Origin of the sequence: Pseudomonas sp. IB20, assembly GCF_009707325.1 — a bacterium.
Taxonomy (GTDB): Bacteria; Pseudomonadota; Gammaproteobacteria; order Pseudomonadales; family Pseudomonadaceae; genus Aquipseudomonas.
Genome location: NZ_CP046103.1, coordinates 4,507,169 through 4,523,875, shown reverse-complemented (window position 1 = coordinate 4,523,875; position 16,707 = coordinate 4,507,169). Strand labels below are relative to the sequence as shown.

The following is a 16,707-nucleotide window of genomic DNA, read 5'->3' as shown; positions in this document are numbered from 1 at the left end:
AGGCCGAGCATTCTACCCGACGACGGCGGAGCTGCCTGATCAAAAAACGTACACTTTCCTACAGGCCATATGGCTACTCGCTTTCAGGCCCTTACGCTCAAGTTATCCACAGGCCGTTCCACAGGCATTGTGGGTAACGCGCACAGTTCAATGACAACCTGATGACGTCCATACCCGTTGTGCGCTGTGGTGCAGGATGCCGTGGCGGCGGGCCAGGGCAGGGCGGTCTTTGCTGTAACCGCCGCCGATCACGCCCATCACCGGAATGTCGCGACCCAGGCAGTGGCGCATCACGCTTTCATCACGGGCGGCGACGCCTGCGTCTGTTAGCTTGAGGTAACCGAGGGCGTCATCTTTATGCACATCAACGCCGGCGTCGTACAGCACCAGGTCGGGTTGGTAGAGCGGCAGTAGGTAGTTGAGCGCATCGTCCACGACTTTAAGGTAATCGGCATCGCCCATGCCCATGGGCAGCGGGATGTCCCAGTCGCTCTGGGCTTTGCGCGCGGGGAAGTTCTTTTCGCAATGCAGCGACACGGTGATGGCATCCGGCGTGTCGTGGAGGATGCGTGCGGTGCCATCGCCCTGGTGCACGTCGCAGTCGAAGATCAACACGCGGTTGACCCGCCCGCTGGCCAGCAGGTAATGGCTGATCACCGCCAAGTCATTGAAGATGCAAAAGCCGGCGGGGTAGTCGTAGTGGGCGTGGTGGGTGCCGCCGGCCAAGTGGCAGGCTAAGCCGTGTTCCAGCGCTTGTTCGGCGGCCAGTATCGAGCCGCCGACCGCGCGCACTGTGCGCCGGGCCAGGGCCTCGTTCCAGGGTAGACCGAGGCGCCGCTGGTCTTCACGGGACAACGCGCCGCTCATGTAGCGTTCGATATACCCAGGTTCATGCGCCAGGGCCAGAATCTCTGCCGGGCACAGCTCGGGGCGCAGCAATTGGCCGTCCTCGGTCAGGCCGCTGTCCACCAAGTGGTCGCGCAACAGGCGAAACTTGTCCATCGGGAACCGGTGGTCCGCCGGGAACTCGGGGCTGTAGTCATCGTGGTAGATCAAGGGCAAGGGCATGGGATTTTCTGACGGGAACCTGCGAAGGATCTTACCAGCGCTGTACACTCACGCACATGGCAAGGGAGGGGACCCATGGAGCCGATACTGGAATTGGAAAGCGCACGCTTGCTGATGCGCCAATGGCGCGACAGCGACTTGCCGGAATTTGCACGCATGTGCGCCGACCCGCAGGTGATGCGTTATTTCCCGGCCAAGCTCAACCACCTGGAAAGCGCCGCGCTGATCGGCCGGATTCGCGGGCATTTCGCCGAATACGGCTTTGGCCTGTGGGCCTTGCAGCGCAAGGACACCGGCGAATTTATTGGCCTGACCGGGCTGCTGAATGTGAGCTTTGAAGCAGACTTTACCCCGGCGGTAGAAATTGGCTGGCGCCTGGCCCGCGAGCATTGGGGCCTGGGTTACGCCAGTGAAGCGGCCTGGACTGCGCTGCGCTGTGGTTTCGACCGGTTGCAATTGGATGAGATCCTCGCCTTTACCACCGAAACCAATCTGCCATCACAAAAAGTCATGCAGGCCATCGGTATGCATTACGATCCGCAGGCAGATTTTGAACACCCCAAGGTCGCAGCCGATGACCCGCTGCGCCATCATGTTTTGTACCGCATCACCCGCGCCCAATGGTTGGACACGCTGCACGGATAAGCAGCCCGGAATGCCCTATCGATTGTTGTAGGAGTTGCTCTATGAGCCAAGTATTGGAAGATCTGGTGGACTTGCTGACCCTGGAGCCGATCGAGGAAAACCTCTTTCGCGGCCGCAGCCAGGACCTGGGTTTTCGCCAACTGTTCGGCGGCCAGGTGCTCGGCCAGTCGCTGTCGGCCGCCAGCCAGACCGTAGAAGCAGCGCGGCATGTTCACTCCCTGCATGGCTATTTCCTACGTCCGGGCGACGCTTCGTTGCCGGTGGTGTATTCGGTGGACCGCGTGCGCGATGGCGGCAGTTTCAGCACGCGCCGCGTCACGGCGATCCAGAAGGGCAACCCGATTTTTACCTGCACCACCTCGTTCCAGTACGACGAACAAGGCTTTGAGCACCAGACCACCATGCCCGTGGTGGTCGGCCCGGAAAACCTGCCGTCGGAGCTGGAGCTGACCAAGCAGCGTGCGCACCTGATCCCGGAGCACATGCGTGAAAAACTGCTGTGCCCCAAGCCGATCGAAGTGCGCCCGGTCACCGAGAAAGACCCGTACAACCCGCAGCCGTCCGACCCGGTGAAGTACGTGTGGTTTCGTGCCGACGGCGCCCTGGCTGACTCACCGGCGCTGCATAAATACCTGCTGGCCTACGCCTCGGACTTCGGCTTGTTGACCACCTCGCTGCTGCCCCATGGCAAGACCGTGTGGCAGAAAGACATGCAGGTCGCCAGCCTCGACCACGCGCTGTGGTTCCACGCCGACCTGCGCGCCGACGACTGGTTGCTGTACGCCATGGACAGCCCGTGGGCTGGTAACTCGCGCGGTTTCTCGCGCGGCAGCGTGTACAACCGCGCCGGGCAACTGGTGGCGTCGGTGACCCAGGAAGGGTTGATTCGCCATCGCAAGGATTGGGCATGAGCCTGTCGGACGTAACGCATTGGGTATTTGATATGGACGGCACCCTCACGGTGGCCGTGCATGACTTTGCAGCGATCCGCGTGGCCTTGGAGATCCCACCCGAGGACGACATTCTCACCCATTTGGCAGCGTTGCCGGCTGAGGTGGCGGCGGCCAAGCATGCCTGGCTGCTTGAGCATGAGCGCGAGCTGGCGCTCGGTTCGGTTGCCGCTGTGGGTGCGGTGGAGTTGGTGCGCGAGTTGGCTGGGCGCGGTTATCGCCTGGGCATCCTGACCCGCAATGCGCGGGAGTTGGCGCATATCACCCTGGAAGCGATTGGCCTGGCGGATTGCTTTGCCATCGAAGACGTATTGGGCCGCGATGATGCGCCGCCCAAGCCGGATCCGGGTGGATTGTTGAAATTGGCGGAAGCTTGGGATGTTTCTCCCGATGCGATGGTGATGGTCGGGGATTACCGCTTTGACCTGGATTGTGGCCGGGCGGCAGGGGCCAAGACGGTATTGGTTAACTTGCCGGAGAACCCGTGGCCCGAGTTGGCGGATTGGCACGCGGCGGATTGCGCGGTGCTGCGCCAGATGATTTAAACCAAACACCACAAAACCAATGTGGGAGCGGGCAAGCCCTCTCCCACATTTTGCTCCGGTTTCGTCAGCTATTTTTACTTCGGATAACCAAACACCACAAAACCAATGTGGGAGCGGGCAAGCCCTCTCCCACATTTTGCTCCGGTTTCGTCAGCTATTTTTACTTCGGGAACAACGCTTTCTCGCCCTCAGACGAAGTAAACATCCCATCCCCGTCATGCCCAACCCTCGGCACTTCCACCAGCTTCTGGGTCAGTTGCGGATGGCGCGCTTTGAGGTAGTCAAAATAGTTGTGCCCACGAATCAACCGATACGCGCCCTGGGTTTCGGCTTCGCAGCTTTTATCCAGGGCCGGGTGGTTGGGGTCGGTGTCTTGCTGGCCGAGCAGGTAGGTGATGTCGCGTGACACGTAAGCCCGCTCAAGCTGCTGGGCACTCTGGCCCTTGGCGTAGTCCGGCAGGTTTTGCATGCCGTACTTCCAGTCGTTGAAGCCTGGGCAACTGGCCGCGTCGAATTTCACCGGGCGCTGTGGGCTGAAATAGGCGTAGGACGATGGATTGGCCACCACGTAACGCAGGCTGATGCCTTCGGTTTGCAGCATCGGGTGGTCGTGGCCGGTGAGGGCGAAACGCTGCACCACTTGGCCGCCGCCGGAGTGGCCGGCGACTACGATTTGTTTCAGCGCCGGGAACAGTTTGCGGTTGCCCAGGTGCTTGATGATCTGGTCGAGCGCGTCGTAGGAACTGACCTGGCCTGGGCCGGTGGACGGCTCGCCGGCCATCCAGCCATTGCCATTCCAGCGCAGCACCTGATTGCCCAGGTGGTTGCGCTTTATGTCTGACTCATTGAGAAACTGCGGCGCGATCACCAGGGTATTGGCAGCAACCCCGGCGTGTTCGGCTGCATCTTCGCCGCTTTGCAGGTAGGTCTGTGCGTTACGCAGGCGGCCGTGCACGATGATCAGCGCGCGGGTGACGTTGGGCAGTGGCTGGTTCCAGTCTTGGCTCAAACCCAGGCTGAGGTCGCCGGCATCCAGGTGAAAACGATCGGGGCTGACCACCTTGACGCCATGCTCTTTCTCGGCGGCCCAGGTGGAGGAGGAACAGGCAATCATCAAGCCGAACAGCAATCCCAATCGTTTATTCATCTAAAGACTCTTCGCTGTAAACGTGTCGCATTGAGTGATCTGGCCCTGGGCGAAGCCGGTCTTGAACCAGCGAACCCGCTGTGCCGAGGTACCGTGGGTAAACGAATCCGGCACTACGCGGCCCTGACCCTGTTGCTGCAAACGGTCATCACCGATGGCGTTGGCAGCATTCAGTGCTTCTTCAATATCGCCGGGCTCCAGCCAGTTCAGGCGTTTTTGCGCACGGTTGGCCCACACCCCGGCGAAGCAGTCGGCTTGCAGTTCCTGGCGCACCAGCAGGCCGCCGTCGCCTTGCATCTGCCGGCCCTGTTGGCGCGCGGCTTGAATCTTGGCCGAGATGCCCAGCAGCGTTTGCACGTGGTGCCCGACTTCGTGGGCGATCACGTAGGCCTGGGCGAAATCGCCGGCGGCCTGGAAGCGTTGCGACATTTCCCGGAAGAAATCCAGGTCCAAATACACTTGTTGGTCAGCCGGGCAGTAAAACGGGCCGCTGGCCGAGGTGGCGCCACCGCAGGCGGAATTCACCCGGCCACGGAACAAAATCAGTTTCGGGTTCTTGTAGGCCAACCCGTTTTCCTTGAACACCTGGCCCCAGGTGTCCTCGGTATCGCCCAGTACCGCGCGTACAAAATCGGCCTGCTCATCGTTGGCCGGTGGGGCCTGGCGCGATTGCGTGCTTACCGAGGGCGCTTGCTCCACCTGGCCGGTCAACTGGCCGAGGATCTGCAACGGGTCCTGCCCGGTCAGCCAGCCAATCCCGACGATCAGCACGATGGCCGTGAGGCTCAGGCCCTTGCCGCCGCCAAACCGCATGCCGCCACCACCACCGCCGCCACTGTCATCGCGGGCATCTACCACGTTGTCGCTGCGTCGGCCTTTTTTCCATAGCATGGGGCAATCCTCTCGTTGATCCTGTGCTCACTTTTCTAAGAGCAGTGTTGTTGGTGCGTTTGAATGGCGCCAGCCCGGCTGTCCGACAAGAGACGAGAGTTACCTAGTATCGCTGCTGTCAGGCCGTGCAGGCAGGGGCGCCAGATGAACGTTGTGTCAGCAACGCCTAGTCAGTCGCGGCAGTAACCTTCGCCGGTGTCGACGATCAGGCAATCCTTTTTATCCGCCAGCCATTTCAGGCCGGTGGCTTCACCGTCGCCGGCGCTCAACTGCTGCGGGCCGTCCGGGCGGGTAAAGGCGATGCCGTCTTCGTTGGCTTCACCCTTGAAGGTGCCGGAGTCGTCGGCGTCGAGGCCGTATTGCATGGTTAAAAGGTAATGGCCACGGCCGATGCTGTCGTCTTTGGCGATGGTCAGGTTCAGGCCTTCGACACCGATCCACTTGCCGACCCATTTGTCGGTGGGCGGGGTGGCCGGTACCAGGGTGGCTTGCACCGAGGCCGGAGCGGGTTTGGGCGCTTCCTTGGGCTCTTGGTTACAAGCGGTGAGCAGGGCGAGGGCAGAAAGCACAAAGAGTGTTTTTTTCATAGCAGCAAGGCCTTGGTTAAAAAGTGTGCAACGCACGGGTGAACGTGCAGCGTTGGACTCAAATCCCTTGATTTAGTGCGCTGTTCGTACGGTGTTTGGTTATGCTCTTGGGGCGCACGTAGGCCCGGCTGCTAGATTACCGGGTTGAGCGCCGCCGCGTTCAGTGCTCTGGGTTCAACCCGCCATGCAAGAGAATTCAATGACTGTCAGCACACCTCTTTCCGGCGTCAACCATCCCTTCAAAGGCATTCTGCTGATTGTGGTGGCGACATTCCTTTTTTCCAGCCACGACGCCTTGTCCAAATACTTGGCCGGGTTCTACCCGATTGTGATGGTGGTGTGGGCGCGTTACCTGGTGCACACCCTGTTGATGGCCGGCATTTTCCTGCCGCAATCAGGCTTGCGCGTGCTGCGCAGCAAGCGGCCGGGCATGCAGGTGGTGCGGGCGTTGTGCCTGCTGGGCACCAGCCTGTTTTTTACCGCGGCGCTGCATTTCATCCCGTTGGCGGAAGCCACGGCGGTGAACTTCCTGGCGCCGATCCTGGTGACGGCGCTGTCGGTGCCCTTGCTCGGTGAACACGTGACGCGTGGCCAATGGCTGGCGGTGATCTGCGGGTTTGTCGGGGTGCTGATCATCATCCACCCCGGCGGTGAGCTGTTCACGCCTGCGGTGCTGCTGCCGCTGTGTTCGGCGCTGTTCTTCTGCTTCTACCAGTTACTCACGCGCATCCTCAGCCAATACGACACGCCCACCACCAGCAACTTTTTCGCCGGCCTGTGCAATACCTTGGTGATGAGTGCGATGGTGCCGTTCTTCTGGCAGTTGCCCACGGTGTGGCATGGCGTGCTGATGCTGGCGCTGGGCACGTGCGGGATGACCGCCCACTTGATGTTGACCCAGGCCTTCCGCTTCGCGGCGCCGGCTTTGCTGGCGCCGTTCGGCTACTGCCAGATCGTGTTTGCGGGGTTGTTGGGCTGGCTGGTGTTCAACCATACCCCCGACTTGACCACGGTGGTCGGCATCGGGGTGATCTGCATGAGCGGGTTGGCCGCTGCCTGGCAGCAGCGGCGGCGTTGAATCACAGGTCGACGGTAGGAATCTTGCGCGGCGCCATGAAGTACATCCAGATCAGCGCAGTGAAGTACATCGCCGGGATCAGGGTGAACAGCACGGTGTAATTGTTGTTCGTGACCGTGAGGATATGGCCGACGATCTGGGTCATGAACATGCCGCCGATGGCCGCACACATGCCGCCGAAACCGAACACCGTGCTCATCATGTGTTTGGGCGTGTAGTCCATCACCAGGCTCCAGATATTGGCGGTCCAGGCCTGGTGTGCGCCGATGGCCAGGGAGATGGCAAACACCGCGACCCACAGTTGGCTGGAACCGGCCGCCATGATCACGCCGACGATGCAGCAGGCGAACAGCAGCATCGACAACAGCCGCGCCTTGATCGGATTCATCCCACGGCCGATCAGGAACGACGACAGAATCCCCCCACCCACGCTGCCGAAGTCGGCTGTCAGGTAAATGATGATCAGTGGGATGCCCATCTGGGTCACGTTAATGCCCAGGTTGTATTGCTGGTTCAGAAACGGTGGCAGCCAGTACAGGTAGAACCAGAACACCGGCGCGGTCAGAGAGTAGGCGATGGCGAAGGCCCAGGTGCCGCGCATGCGTAGGATTCGGCTGAAGGGGACGCTCGGTTGTTCCGGTTCGACTTCCTGTTGCAGATACTCCAGTTCGCTTTGTTTGACCGTGGGATGGTCTTCCGGGTTGTAGTATTTCAAGCCCCAGAAGATTAGCCAGATCCCGCCCAGCGATGCCATGCCCAGGAACGCCGCCTGCCAGCCCCACACGTGGAGGATCAGCGGCAGCAGCATCGGCGTCATCATCGCGCCCACATTGGTGCCGGCGTTGAAGATACCGGTGGCCACTGCACGCTCACCGGCCGGGAACCACAGCCGCGTGGTCTTGACGCAGGCCGGGTAGTTGGCGGCTTCCGTCAGCCCGAGGATAAAGCGACACACCATAAAGCCTACGGCCGACGTGGCCAGGCCGTGGGCGCCGGTGGCCAGGCTCCACAGCAGCACCGCGCAGAAGAACACGCGCTTTACGCCGACTCGATCAATCAGCCGGCCTTGCAGCACAAAGCCGATGGCGTAGCCGACCTGGAACCAGAAGTTGATGTTGGCGTAGTCCATCGCCGTCCAGCTCATTTCCTTGGCCAGGATCGGTTGCATCACGCCCAGGGCGGCGCGGTCGATGTAGTTCAGGGTGGTGGCGAAGAACACCAAGGCCAGCATGCCCCAGCGCGTCTTGCCCACGGCCATGGCGCCGCGGATTTTGTCGCCGATGCCGGCGTGCGGATTGCTGTGGCGCCCGGCCACGTTGGGAGTTTGCGAAGGCATGAGGTTGTACCCGTTTTTTGAAATTTTTATGGTGTGTTCTGGGTCTTTTTTTCTATGAGGCTGCGTAGTCGATGGTGCGCAGTGGTTAAAAACTCGTCAATTCACTGGGGGTCATTTTGTTCGATAATCGCCCATAAAACTAACCGGTTCGTACATTTCAATTGCTGTGAACAATTTAGCGGCGAATAATTTGCCGTAAATAAGACGAGCTTCATATGCCGGGAGTCGCCCCATGCAACGCTCCATTGCCACCGTTTCTTTGAGTGGAACCCTGCCGGAAAAACTCGAAGCCATCGCCGCCGCCGGGTTTGATGGCGTGGAAATCTTCGAAAACGATCTGCTGTATTACGACGGCAGCCCCCGGGAAGTTAGGCAAATGTGCGCCGACCTCGGCATCGCCATCACCTTGTTCCAACCGTTTCGCGACTTTGAAGGCTGCCGCCGCGACCGCCTGGCGCGCAACCTGGAGCGCGCCGAGCGCAAGTTTGACCTGATGCAGGAACTGGGCACCGACCTGGTGCTGGTGTGCAGCAACGCCTCGGCTGATTGCGTCGGCGATGAGCGCATTTTGCTCGATGATCTTAGCCTGTTGGCCGAACACGCCGGCCGCCGTGGCCTGCGAATTGGCTATGAAGCGCTGGCCTGGGGCAAGCATGTGAACACCTGGCAACAGGTGTGGAACCTGGTTCGTCAGATCGACCACCCGAGCCTGGGTGTGTTGCTCGACAGCTTCCACACGCTGTCGCTCAAGGGCGACCCAAGTGGGATCGCACAGATTCCCGGCGACAAAATCTTCTTTGTGCAAATGGCCGATGCGCCGATCCTGGCCATGGATGTGCTGGAGTGGAGCCGGCATTTCCGCTGCTTCCCGGGGCAGGGCGAATTCGACCTGGCGGGGTTCCTGGCGCCGATCATCCAGAGTGGTTACACCGGGCCGTTGTCCCTGGAAATTTTCAATGATGGCTTCCGCGCGGCACCGACGCGGGCGAATGCAGCCGATGGCTTGCGTTCGCTGTTGTACCTGGAAGAGAAAACCCGCCAGCGCTTGAAGCAGGAAGCGCCCGCTCACCCCGTCGACATCCTGTTTGATACGCCCGCCGCCAGCGAATACGACGGCATCGAATTCCTTGAGTTTGCCGTGGATGAAAACCTTGGCGCCAAGCTCACGCAATGGCTGGAGCGCCTGGGTTTCGTCAAGGCTGGGCAGCACCGCTCCAAGAGCGTGAGCCTGTTGCGCCAGGGCGATATCAACCTGATCCTTAACTGTGAACCCTATTCCTTTGCCCACAACTTCTTCGAAGCCCACGGGCCGTCGTTGTGCGCCACCGCGATTCGGGTCAAGGACAGCGCCAAGGCGTTGCAGCGGGCGGTGGCCTACAAAGGTCAGCCTTATCGCGGCCTGGTCGGGCCCAATGAGCTGGAACTGGCCGCCGTGCGTGCGCCGGACGGCAGCCTGATTTACCTGGTAGACCAAAGCGAAGGCGGGCTGTACGACACCGACTTCAACTTGCAACCGGCCAACGCCTCAAGCGGCGGGCTGCTACGCATCGACCACATGGCCATGGCGCTGCCGGCCGACAGCCTCGACAGCTGGGTGCTGTTCTACAAGAGCCTGTTGGATTTCGAAGCGGATGACGAAGTGGTGCTGCCCGACCCTTACGGCCTGGTCAAAAGCCGTGCGCTGCGCAGCCGTTGCAGCTCGATCCGCCTGCCGCTGAATATTTCCGAGAACCGCAACACCGCCATTTCCCACGCGCTGTCGAGCTATCGCGGCTCGGGCGTGCACCACATTGCCTTCGACTGCGCGGATATTTTTGCCGAAGTCAGCCGGGCCAAAGCGGCGGGCGTGCCGTTGCTGGATATCCCGCTCAATTACTACGACGACCTGGCGGCTCGGTTCGATTTCGACGACGCATTCCTCAGCGAGCTGGCGTACTACAACGTGCTGTACGACCGTGATGCCCAGGGCGGTGAGTTGTTTCACGTGTACACCGAGCCATTTGAGGGGCGGTTTTTCTTCGAGATCATCCAGCGTAAAAACGGCTATGCCGGGTACGGCGCGGCCAACGTGGCGGTGCGCCTGGCGGCGATGGCCAAATCACGCAGTGGCGCGGTGCGCCAGGCGCGGTTATGACGACGCGGCGAGGTGCTTCCTTCGGGGAGCGCCTCGGCCCATAATCGCGGCCTGCACAACAAAAATGGCCGTGAGCGCACCATGACCCTGACCCCCGACCTCTCCGCTGTGTCAGACGCACCGCGCAAGAGTCGTAAGAACAACCCGGAAAAGACCCGCGAAAACATCCTCCAGGAAGCCATCGTCGAGTTTGTCCAGCAGGGCTTGGCCGGCGCTCGCGTGGATGCGATCGCCGAGCGCATCCACACCTCCAAACGCATGATCTATTACTACTTCGGCAGCAAGGAGCAGTTGTACGTCGAGGTGCTGGAGAAGCTCTACGGCGACATTCGTAACACCGAAACCCGCATGAACCTTACCGCCCTGGAGCCGCGCGAAGCGATTCGTCGGCTGGTGGAATTCACCTTTGATCACCATGACCAGAATGTGGATTTCGTGCGCATCGTCAGCATCGAAAACATCAACAACGCCGAGTACGTAAAGCGCTCGGATTCGATCAAAGCGATGAACAGCAATATTCTCGAAGGGCTCGGCGCCACGTTGCGTCGGGGGGCTGAGATGGGGTTGTTTCGCCAAGGGTTGAACCCTTTGGACGTGCATCTGTTGATCAACTCCTTCAGCTTTTACCGGGTGTCCAATCGCCATACGTTCAGTGAGATCTTTCAGATCGAGCTGTCTGATGAGGTGGTTAAACAGCGGCATCGGGAGATGATTTGTGAGTCGGTGATGCGTTACCTGCAGGCCTAATCCTGTGGGAGCTGGCTTGCCTGTGATAACGCTGTGTCAGTCAGATCAATATTGACTGCTCAACCGCTATCGCAGCCAAGCCAGCTCCCACATTTCTTGGATCGGTTTTCTAGAGTTAAGTATTCATGCTCTGGAAGTGCGCCAGCATTCTTTGCGCATCCGGCGCTTGCCCACTGAACAACTCAAACGCCTTCACCGCTTGAAATACCGCCATATTGCCGCCATCCAGCGTGCGGCAACCCAAGGCGCGGGCGTTACGCAGCAGCTCTGTTTCCAGCGGGAAATACACGATTTCCGCCACCCATAACTCAGCCCGCAACAAGGCCGGCGGCACCGGTGTGCCAGGCAGCTTGGCCATGCCCATCGGCGTGGTGTTGACCAGCCCATCCGCCTCGGCCATAGCGTTTTCCAGGTGGTTGCCGACTTGTGCGCGACCGGCGCCGAAACGTTGGGCGAGGTTGTCCACAAGGTCACGGGCGCGGGCCACGTCCACGTCAAAAATGCTCAAGTGTTCCACGCCCTCCGCCAGCAGCGCGTGGGCCACCGCCGCCCCCGCACCGCCTGCGCCCATTTGCACGACACGCTGGCGGGGGACGTCATTCAAATTGCGCCGGAACCCTTCGGCGAAGCCCAGGCAATCGGTGTTGTGGCCGATGCGTTTGCCGCCCTTGAACACCACGGTGTTGACCGCGCCAATGCCTTGGGCTTCGTCGGACAACTCATCGAGCAACGGTAGGATGGCCTGCTTGCACGGGTAGGTAATGTTCAACCCGGTGAACTGCATCATCTCGGCGGCGTCCAGCAGGTCGGGCAGGGCGTTGATGTTCAATTGCAGCGGTTCCAGATCGATCAGGCGATACAAATAACGCAGGCCCTGAGCGTCACCTTCCTGTTCATGCAGGGCGGGAGTACGGGAGGCTTGGATGCCCGAGCCGATCAGGCCGGCGAGGATGCGCGGTTTCATCGGGCTCATCCCTTGAAAGTGTGGCTGAAGTGTTCCAGGGCCAGGTGGTAGCCGTGGCTACCGAACCCGGCGAGCACCGCCTTGGCGATGGGCGACACAAAGGAGTGATGCCTGAATGCCTCACGTGCGTGCACGTTGGATAAATGCACTTCGATCACCGGCACTTCACTGGCTACCAGCGCGTCGCGAATCGCGACCGAGGTGTGGGTCCAGGCCGCTGGGTTGATCACGATACCGGCGCAACGGGCGCGGGCGGCGTGGATCCAGTCGAGCAATTCGCCTTCGTGGTTGGTCTGGCGGAATTCGATTTTCAGCCCGAGCTTTTCGGCGCTGCGGCCACACAGGGCGGCAATGTCGGCCAGGGTTTCATGGCCGTAGATGGCGGGCTCGCGGGTGCCGAGCAGGTTGAGGTTGGGGCCATTGAGCACCAGCACGATGGGCGGCATTTTGGGGTATCTCCACACTTATTATTGGTTGTGCGGATAAAATGTACTGGTTGGTTAATTTGGTCAATTGATGGCGGCGGATGTGTTCGATTATCGAACCGATATTCGCAACCGCTGAACAGCAGAATCAGATTCAATATCAATTGAAGCATTCCGTTGTTCGTCGTTACTAATCTGTGAAACAGCTTCGGGATTTCGAAGCCGGTTGTCGGGCTGCACGGGGAAAAGTGTAACTTGACGGAAAATAACCTAACGGATGGGTTACGATGAAAGTAGGTGCTTACAAAGGATATGTAATCTCGGTGTTTCTCAGGGATGAGCATTGCCCGCCTCACGTGCATGTCAGGGGCAAGGAATGGGATGCACGGTTTCGTTTCAGTTTTCTGAATGGGGACGTGGAGTTGTGGGATATAGAGCCTGAACGGAGGCAGCCACCCACGGTGGTCCTGAGGGAAATACGTGAGGCAATAATGCAGCGGCACTACTTGGCGCGGGCACGCAGGATTTGGTGGGAGAAACTGCAAACGGTTTGCCTGGAGAATCATTCCTGGGATTGGGACGCTGGTGAGTTGGTTCAAGGGTTGGTCATTCGACGTGGTGTCTATGTCATCGCAAGCGCCCGGCACGACGTCGTAGAGCAACGGACAATTTTGAATCTGGTAAGAGCGCCAGATTGCGTGGGGATTAATTTATGAAAATCGTAAAAGCCAAAACTGTGCCCTATAAACCGCTCACTGAGGCGGATGTCGACAAGGCAATAGCCCGTGGGCGCAAATTGAAGCGTCTGTACGCCAACGCCAGCAATGTGCGTTACGAAGACAACTGCATTTCCATCGGCTTCAGCGACGGCAGCCGCATCGTGTTGCCGGTGGCTGGCCTGCCGGAGTTCGACGGGTTTTCCTTGGAGGATTTCCAGCAGTTGGAAGTCGGTTTTGGCGGCAAGGCACTTTGCTGTGAGGCCCGGGATCTGGATGTTTCGATCACGGGCCTGATCGCCACGAGCCAACCGTTGATGGATTTGGCGGCGAGCCTGGTAGCATCGCGCAACGGCCGCAAAAGCAGCGCTGCCAAGTCGGCGGCCGCCCGAGCCAACGGCAAGAAGGGCGGTCGACCACGCAAGAAGGAAGAAGAGGGCGTTGAATTACCGCCGGGTCAATAACACCCCGGATTCCATATGGTGCGTCCACGGGAACTGGTCAAACATCGCACACTGGGTAATCTGGTGCGTGTCATGCAGTTGCGCAATGTTCGCCGCCAACGTCTCCGGGTTGCAGGAGATGTACAGGATGTTATCGAAACGCCGGGTCAGCTCGCAGGTGTCCGGGTCCATGCCGGCACGCGGTGGGTCGACGAAGACGCTACCGAACGCGTAGCTTTTCAGGTCGACGCCGTGCAGGCGGCGGAACGGGCGCACTTCGTTGAGTGCCTCGGTGAGTTCTTCGGCAGACAGGCGCACCAGGGTGACGTTATCCACAGCGTTCTCATCAAGGTTGCTCAGGGCCGCATTCACTGAGGTCTTGCTGATCTCGGTGGCCAGCACGTTGCGCACACGGGTCGCCAGCGGCAGGGTGAAGTTGCCGTTGCCGCAGTACAGCTCCAGCAAATCATCCGGGCGATCGCCCAAGGCTTCATATGCCCAGTTGAGCATCTTCTGGTTTACCGTGCCGTTGGGCTGGGTAAATGCGCCTTCGGGTTGGCGATAGCTGAACGTACGACCGCCCACCTCGAGTTTTTCCACCACGTAGTCGCGGCCGATCACATCGCGCTTGCCCTTGGAGCGGCCGATGATGCTGACATTCAAGTCGGCAGCGAGCTTGTTGGCGGCCGTGTGCCAATGCTCGTCCAGCGGGCGGTGGTAGCACAGGGTGATCATCGCGTCGCCAGCCAAGGTGGTGAGGAACTCCACCTGGAACAGCTTGTGGCTCAGGGCGGCGCTGGCTTGCCAGGCGGCCTTGAGTGGCGGCATCAACTGGTTGATGCGTGCACTGGCGATGGGGAATTCCTCGATCAGGATCGGCGTGCGCTTGTCGTCCTGGGAAAACATCGCGTAGTGGCGCTCGCCGCCTTCGCGCCACAGGCGGAACTCCGCCCGCAGGCGGAAGTTCTGCAGCGGCGAATCGAAGACCTGTGGCTCGGGTGCGTCGAACGGTGCCAGCAGGTCACGCAAGCGCGTGACCTTGTCTTGCAGTTGAGCGGTGTAGCTTGCGGCGTCAAAAGTCATGCGTTGAACCAGCCCAGCTTGATCACAAACAGAATCGACAGGATCACCAGTGCCGGGTTCAGCTCACGGTAGCGGCCCGAAAGCAGCTTGATGGCGGTCCAGGCGATGAAACCGAAGGCGATGCCGTTGGCGATGGAATAAGTGAAGGGCATTGCCAGGGCGGTGATCACCACCGGCGCTGCAACAGTAATGTCGTCCCAGTCGATTTCGGCCAAGCCGGAGGTCATCAGCACGGCGACGAACAGCAAGGCTGGCGCGGTGGCGAAGGCCGGAACGCTGGCCGCCAGTGGCGAGAAGAACAGCGCCAGCAGGAACAGGATAGCGACCACGATGGCGGTTAAACCGGTACGGCCACCGGCGCTCACACCCGCAGCGGACTCGATGTAGCTGGTGGTGGTCGAGGTGCCCAGCAGGGAACCGGCCATGGCCGCGGTGCTGTCGGCGATCAGGGCACGGCCCATTTTTGGCATGTGACCGTCTTTGCCCATCAGGCCGGCGCGCTTGGCGACGCCGATCAGGGTGCCGGAGTTGTCGAACAGGTCAACGAACAGAAAGGCGAAGATCACGCTGACCAGGCCGATATCCAGCGCGCCTTTGATGTCCAACTGCAGGAAGGTCGGGGCCAGGGACGGTGGCATCGAGATCACGCCGCCGAACGGGGTGACATTCAACAGGATCGAGACAATGGTCACCGCCAGAATGCCGATCAGCACTGCGCCGCGAACGGCCAGGGCTTCCAGCGCAACAATGAGCATAAAGCCCAGCGTGGCCAGGATAGGCGCCGGCTTCTTCAGGTCGCCCAGGCCCACCAGCGTGTTCGGGTTGCCGACCACGATCCCGGCGTTGTGCAGGGCGATCAGCGCCAGGAACAGGCCGATACCGGCGGCAATCGCCGAGCGCAGGGGCAAGGGGATGCTGTTGATGATCCACTCACGGATGCGGAAGATCGACAGCAGGAAGAACAACACCGCCGAAATGAACACCGCGCCCAGCGCCACTTGCCAGGTGTGGCCCATGTGCAGCACCACGGTGTAGGTAAAGAAGGCGTTGAGGCCCATGCCCGGTGCCAGCGCGATCGGGTAGTTGGCGATCAGGCCCATCACGGTCGAACCGATGGCGGCCGCCAGGCACGTCGCGACAAACACCGCGCCCTTGTCCATGCCGGTCTCGCCGAGGATGCTCGGGTTCACGAACAGAATGTAGGCCATGGCCAGAAAGGTCGTGATCCCCGCGAGAATCTCGGTGCGCACATTGGTGTTGTGTGCCTTGAGTTGAAACAGCTTTTCCAGCATGCCGGCTCCCTGTGACGCTATTTTGCGTCGTTATTTGTTGACCTCTAAGTCAAAGCACAAACTGCGCCAAGCGCCTGTGGTTTCAGAGAGGATCGGAAAAAGCGGCGCATCATACCAGCAGCCGACGGCCAGTGGCGCATAGGCTTGGTTTTGATGGTGCATGGCCTTGAGGCATACTGCGCCGACGTTTAATTCAGGGTCGTTAACAGCATGAAAAAAGCCAACGCCAGCAGTCTAGCTCTGTTCGCCGTTATCGGCCTGGGGCTGGTGGCACCGGCTTGGGGCGCGACTGCACCGCCCTTGAGCGAGGTGCGCGTATTCAAGGTTGAATCGGCCGGTTGCACTGAGACCATCCCTGAGCGGGCGAGCAGTACCCAGATGTGCACGCACCGTGGGCCAACCCAGGTTTCAGTGATGGAGGTCGGCCTGGGCAAAAGCCCGATGGGCCGTTTCGATGGCGCGCAGTTGAACGGGCAGCGCACGCCGGTGTGCCAGGTCGGCACCATCAGCGAAGTGTGCAATGGCGCCGGCACCGTGATGGGCTACATCTATGTGTTCGACGTGAATGTCCAAGCGCCTGGCTGGTTCGAATACAGCAATGCCTCGATCAACGGCCCGCAAAACACCCTGAAGACGCTGCTCAATATCCGCTGATC

18 protein-coding genes are annotated in these 16,707 nt (G+C 60.3%); 9 read left to right on the top strand and 9 right to left on the bottom strand.

Annotated features, from left to right (window positions below):
• Positions 1–147: 147 nt before the first annotated feature.
• Positions 148–1,068, bottom strand: coding sequence for a histone deacetylase family protein (locus GJU48_RS21060; RefSeq protein ID WP_094951659.1), 921 nt, complete (start codon positions 1,066–1,068; stop codon positions 148–150).
• 75 nt (positions 1,069–1,143) lie between these two features.
• Here GJU48_RS21060 and GJU48_RS21055 point away from each other — a divergent pair, with 75 nt between their 5' ends.
• The 3 genes from GJU48_RS21055 to GJU48_RS21045 are packed head-to-tail and all read left to right on the top strand — an operon-like array spanning position 1,144 to position 3,208.
• Positions 1,144–1,713 carry a GNAT family N-acetyltransferase gene (locus GJU48_RS21055; RefSeq protein WP_094951660.1) on the top strand — a complete coding sequence of 190 codons (570 nt, stop codon included), beginning with the start codon at positions 1,144–1,146 and terminating at the stop codon, positions 1,711–1,713.
• Between the two features lie 41 nt (positions 1,714–1,754).
• Positions 1,755–2,624 (top strand): acyl-CoA thioesterase II, encoded by an 870-nt coding sequence (gene tesB / locus GJU48_RS21050; RefSeq protein ID WP_094951661.1) that lies wholly within the window; start codon positions 1,755–1,757, stop codon positions 2,622–2,624.
• Positions 2,621–3,208: an HAD family hydrolase gene (locus tag GJU48_RS21045; RefSeq protein WP_094951662.1), complete on the top strand. Its 588-nt coding sequence runs from the start codon at positions 2,621–2,623 to the stop codon at positions 3,206–3,208. Before tesB ends, GJU48_RS21045 begins: the two co-directional genes overlap by 4 nt.
• 160 nt (positions 3,209–3,368) lie before the next feature.
• Here the strand turns inward: GJU48_RS21045 and GJU48_RS21040 are convergent, their stop codons facing one another.
• The 3 genes from GJU48_RS21040 to GJU48_RS21030 form a co-directional block, all read right to left on the bottom strand.
• Positions 3,369–4,355 carry a hypothetical protein gene (locus GJU48_RS21040; protein ID WP_094951663.1) on the bottom strand — a complete coding sequence of 329 codons (987 nt, stop codon included), beginning with the start codon at positions 4,353–4,355 and terminating at the stop codon, positions 3,369–3,371.
• Positions 4,356–5,246 (bottom strand): KPN_02809 family neutral zinc metallopeptidase, encoded by an 891-nt coding sequence (gene ypfJ, locus GJU48_RS21035; protein WP_094951664.1) that lies wholly within the window; start codon positions 5,244–5,246, stop codon positions 4,356–4,358.
• A gap of 170 nt (positions 5,247–5,416) precedes the next feature.
• The gene (locus GJU48_RS21030; protein WP_083356655.1) at positions 5,417–5,833 is read right to left on the bottom strand and encodes a membrane lipoprotein lipid attachment site-containing protein; all 417 of its coding nucleotides are present in this window, start codon (positions 5,831–5,833) and stop codon (positions 5,417–5,419) included.
• A gap of 199 nt (positions 5,834–6,032) precedes the next feature.
• Here GJU48_RS21030 and GJU48_RS21025 point away from each other — a divergent pair, with 199 nt between their 5' ends.
• On the top strand, positions 6,033–6,911 hold the full coding sequence (locus GJU48_RS21025) for a DMT family transporter (RefSeq protein WP_094951665.1): 879 nt from the start codon (positions 6,033–6,035) through the stop codon (positions 6,909–6,911).
• Between the two features lies 1 nt (position 6,912).
• On the opposite strand, the gene GJU48_RS21020 is transcribed toward GJU48_RS21025, so the two are convergent.
• Positions 6,913–8,247: an MFS transporter gene (locus GJU48_RS21020; protein ID WP_094951666.1), complete on the bottom strand. Its 1,335-nt coding sequence runs from the start codon at positions 8,245–8,247 to the stop codon at positions 6,913–6,915.
• A 232-nt stretch (positions 8,248–8,479) separates the two neighbouring features.
• Here GJU48_RS21020 and quiC point away from each other — a divergent pair, with 232 nt between their 5' ends.
• Both quiC and GJU48_RS21010 read left to right on the top strand, forming a co-directional pair.
• A complete protein-coding gene (gene quiC / locus GJU48_RS21015) occupies positions 8,480–10,381 on the top strand; it encodes a 3-dehydroshikimate dehydratase QuiC (protein WP_094951667.1) in 1,902 nt (633 codons plus the stop codon).
• Between the two features lie 81 nt (positions 10,382–10,462).
• Positions 10,463–11,128, top strand: a complete 666-nt coding sequence (locus GJU48_RS21010; RefSeq protein ID WP_094951690.1) for a TetR/AcrR family transcriptional regulator — start codon at positions 10,463–10,465, stop codon at positions 11,126–11,128.
• A gap of 115 nt (positions 11,129–11,243) precedes the next feature.
• Here GJU48_RS21010 and GJU48_RS21005 read toward each other — a convergent pair whose 3' ends face one another.
• Together GJU48_RS21005 and aroQ are read right to left on the bottom strand one after the other, a co-directional pair.
• Positions 11,244–12,092: a shikimate dehydrogenase gene (locus GJU48_RS21005; RefSeq protein WP_094951691.1), complete on the bottom strand. Its 849-nt coding sequence runs from the start codon at positions 12,090–12,092 to the stop codon at positions 11,244–11,246.
• Between the two features lie 5 nt (positions 12,093–12,097).
• Positions 12,098–12,538: a type II 3-dehydroquinate dehydratase gene (gene aroQ / locus GJU48_RS21000; protein WP_094951668.1), complete on the bottom strand. Its 441-nt coding sequence runs from the start codon at positions 12,536–12,538 to the stop codon at positions 12,098–12,100.
• A gap of 266 nt (positions 12,539–12,804) precedes the next feature.
• Here aroQ and GJU48_RS20995 point away from each other — a divergent pair, with 266 nt between their 5' ends.
• Together GJU48_RS20995 and GJU48_RS20990 are read left to right on the top strand one after the other, a co-directional pair.
• Positions 12,805–13,233, top strand: a complete 429-nt coding sequence (locus tag GJU48_RS20995; protein ID WP_094951676.1) for a DUF4160 domain-containing protein — start codon at positions 12,805–12,807, stop codon at positions 13,231–13,233.
• A complete protein-coding gene (locus GJU48_RS20990; RefSeq protein ID WP_094951677.1) occupies positions 13,230–13,697 on the top strand; it encodes a DUF2442 domain-containing protein in 468 nt (155 codons plus the stop codon). The genes GJU48_RS20995 and GJU48_RS20990 overlap by 4 nt, the downstream gene beginning before the upstream one ends.
• Here the strand turns inward: GJU48_RS20990 and trmA are convergent.
• Positions 13,680–14,759, bottom strand: coding sequence for a tRNA (uridine(54)-C5)-methyltransferase TrmA (gene trmA / locus GJU48_RS20985; protein WP_094951678.1), 1,080 nt, complete (start codon positions 14,757–14,759; stop codon positions 13,680–13,682). The genes GJU48_RS20990 and trmA overlap by 18 nt on opposite strands.
• On the bottom strand, positions 14,756–16,051 hold the full coding sequence (locus GJU48_RS20980) for an NCS2 family permease (RefSeq protein WP_094951679.1): 1,296 nt from the start codon (positions 16,049–16,051) through the stop codon (positions 14,756–14,758). Before GJU48_RS20980 ends, trmA begins: the two co-directional genes overlap by 4 nt.
• A 210-nt stretch (positions 16,052–16,261) precedes the next feature.
• Between GJU48_RS20980 and GJU48_RS20975 the strand changes: the two genes are divergently transcribed.
• Positions 16,262–16,705 (top strand): DUF4879 domain-containing protein, encoded by a 444-nt coding sequence (locus tag GJU48_RS20975; RefSeq protein WP_094951680.1) that lies wholly within the window; start codon positions 16,262–16,264, stop codon positions 16,703–16,705.
• Positions 16,706–16,707: the final 2 nt, after the last annotated feature.

What these genes read in the sequence shown, in the direction of transcription:
- GJU48_RS21060 (WP_094951659.1), bottom strand. Translation starts at nt 1,068, where the DNA reads ATGCCCTTGCCCTTGATCTACCACGATGACTACAGCCCCGAGTTCCCG.
- GJU48_RS21055 (WP_094951660.1), top strand. Translation starts at nt 1,144, where the DNA reads ATGGAGCCGATACTGGAATTGGAAAGCGCACGCTTGCTGATGCGCCAA.
- tesB (WP_094951661.1), top strand. Translation starts at nt 1,755, where the DNA reads ATGAGCCAAGTATTGGAAGATCTGGTGGACTTGCTGACCCTGGAGCCG.
- GJU48_RS21045 (WP_094951662.1), top strand. Translation starts at nt 2,621, where the DNA reads ATGAGCCTGTCGGACGTAACGCATTGGGTATTTGATATGGACGGCACC.
- GJU48_RS21040 (WP_094951663.1), bottom strand. Translation starts at nt 4,355, where the DNA reads ATGAATAAACGATTGGGATTGCTGTTCGGCTTGATGATTGCCTGTTCC.
- ypfJ (WP_094951664.1), bottom strand. Translation starts at nt 5,246, where the DNA reads ATGCTATGGAAAAAAGGCCGACGCAGCGACAACGTGGTAGATGCCCGC.
- GJU48_RS21030 (WP_083356655.1), bottom strand. Translation starts at nt 5,833, where the DNA reads ATGAAAAAAACACTCTTTGTGCTTTCTGCCCTCGCCCTGCTCACCGCT.
- GJU48_RS21025 (WP_094951665.1), top strand. Translation starts at nt 6,033, where the DNA reads ATGACTGTCAGCACACCTCTTTCCGGCGTCAACCATCCCTTCAAAGGC.
- GJU48_RS21020 (WP_094951666.1), bottom strand. Translation starts at nt 8,247, where the DNA reads ATGCCTTCGCAAACTCCCAACGTGGCCGGGCGCCACAGCAATCCGCAC.
- quiC (WP_094951667.1), top strand. Translation starts at nt 8,480, where the DNA reads ATGCAACGCTCCATTGCCACCGTTTCTTTGAGTGGAACCCTGCCGGAA.
- GJU48_RS21010 (WP_094951690.1), top strand. Translation starts at nt 10,463, where the DNA reads ATGACCCTGACCCCCGACCTCTCCGCTGTGTCAGACGCACCGCGCAAG.
- GJU48_RS21005 (WP_094951691.1), bottom strand. Translation starts at nt 12,092, where the DNA reads ATGAAACCGCGCATCCTCGCCGGCCTGATCGGCTCGGGCATCCAAGCC.
- aroQ (WP_094951668.1), bottom strand. Translation starts at nt 12,538, where the DNA reads ATGCCGCCCATCGTGCTGGTGCTCAATGGCCCCAACCTCAACCTGCTC.
- GJU48_RS20995 (WP_094951676.1), top strand. Translation starts at nt 12,805, where the DNA reads ATGAAAGTAGGTGCTTACAAAGGATATGTAATCTCGGTGTTTCTCAGG.
- GJU48_RS20990 (WP_094951677.1), top strand. Translation starts at nt 13,230, where the DNA reads ATGAAAATCGTAAAAGCCAAAACTGTGCCCTATAAACCGCTCACTGAG.
- trmA (WP_094951678.1), bottom strand. Translation starts at nt 14,759, where the DNA reads ATGACTTTTGACGCCGCAAGCTACACCGCTCAACTGCAAGACAAGGTC.
- GJU48_RS20980 (WP_094951679.1), bottom strand. Translation starts at nt 16,051, where the DNA reads ATGCTGGAAAAGCTGTTTCAACTCAAGGCACACAACACCAATGTGCGC.
- GJU48_RS20975 (WP_094951680.1), top strand. Translation starts at nt 16,262, where the DNA reads ATGAAAAAAGCCAACGCCAGCAGTCTAGCTCTGTTCGCCGTTATCGGC.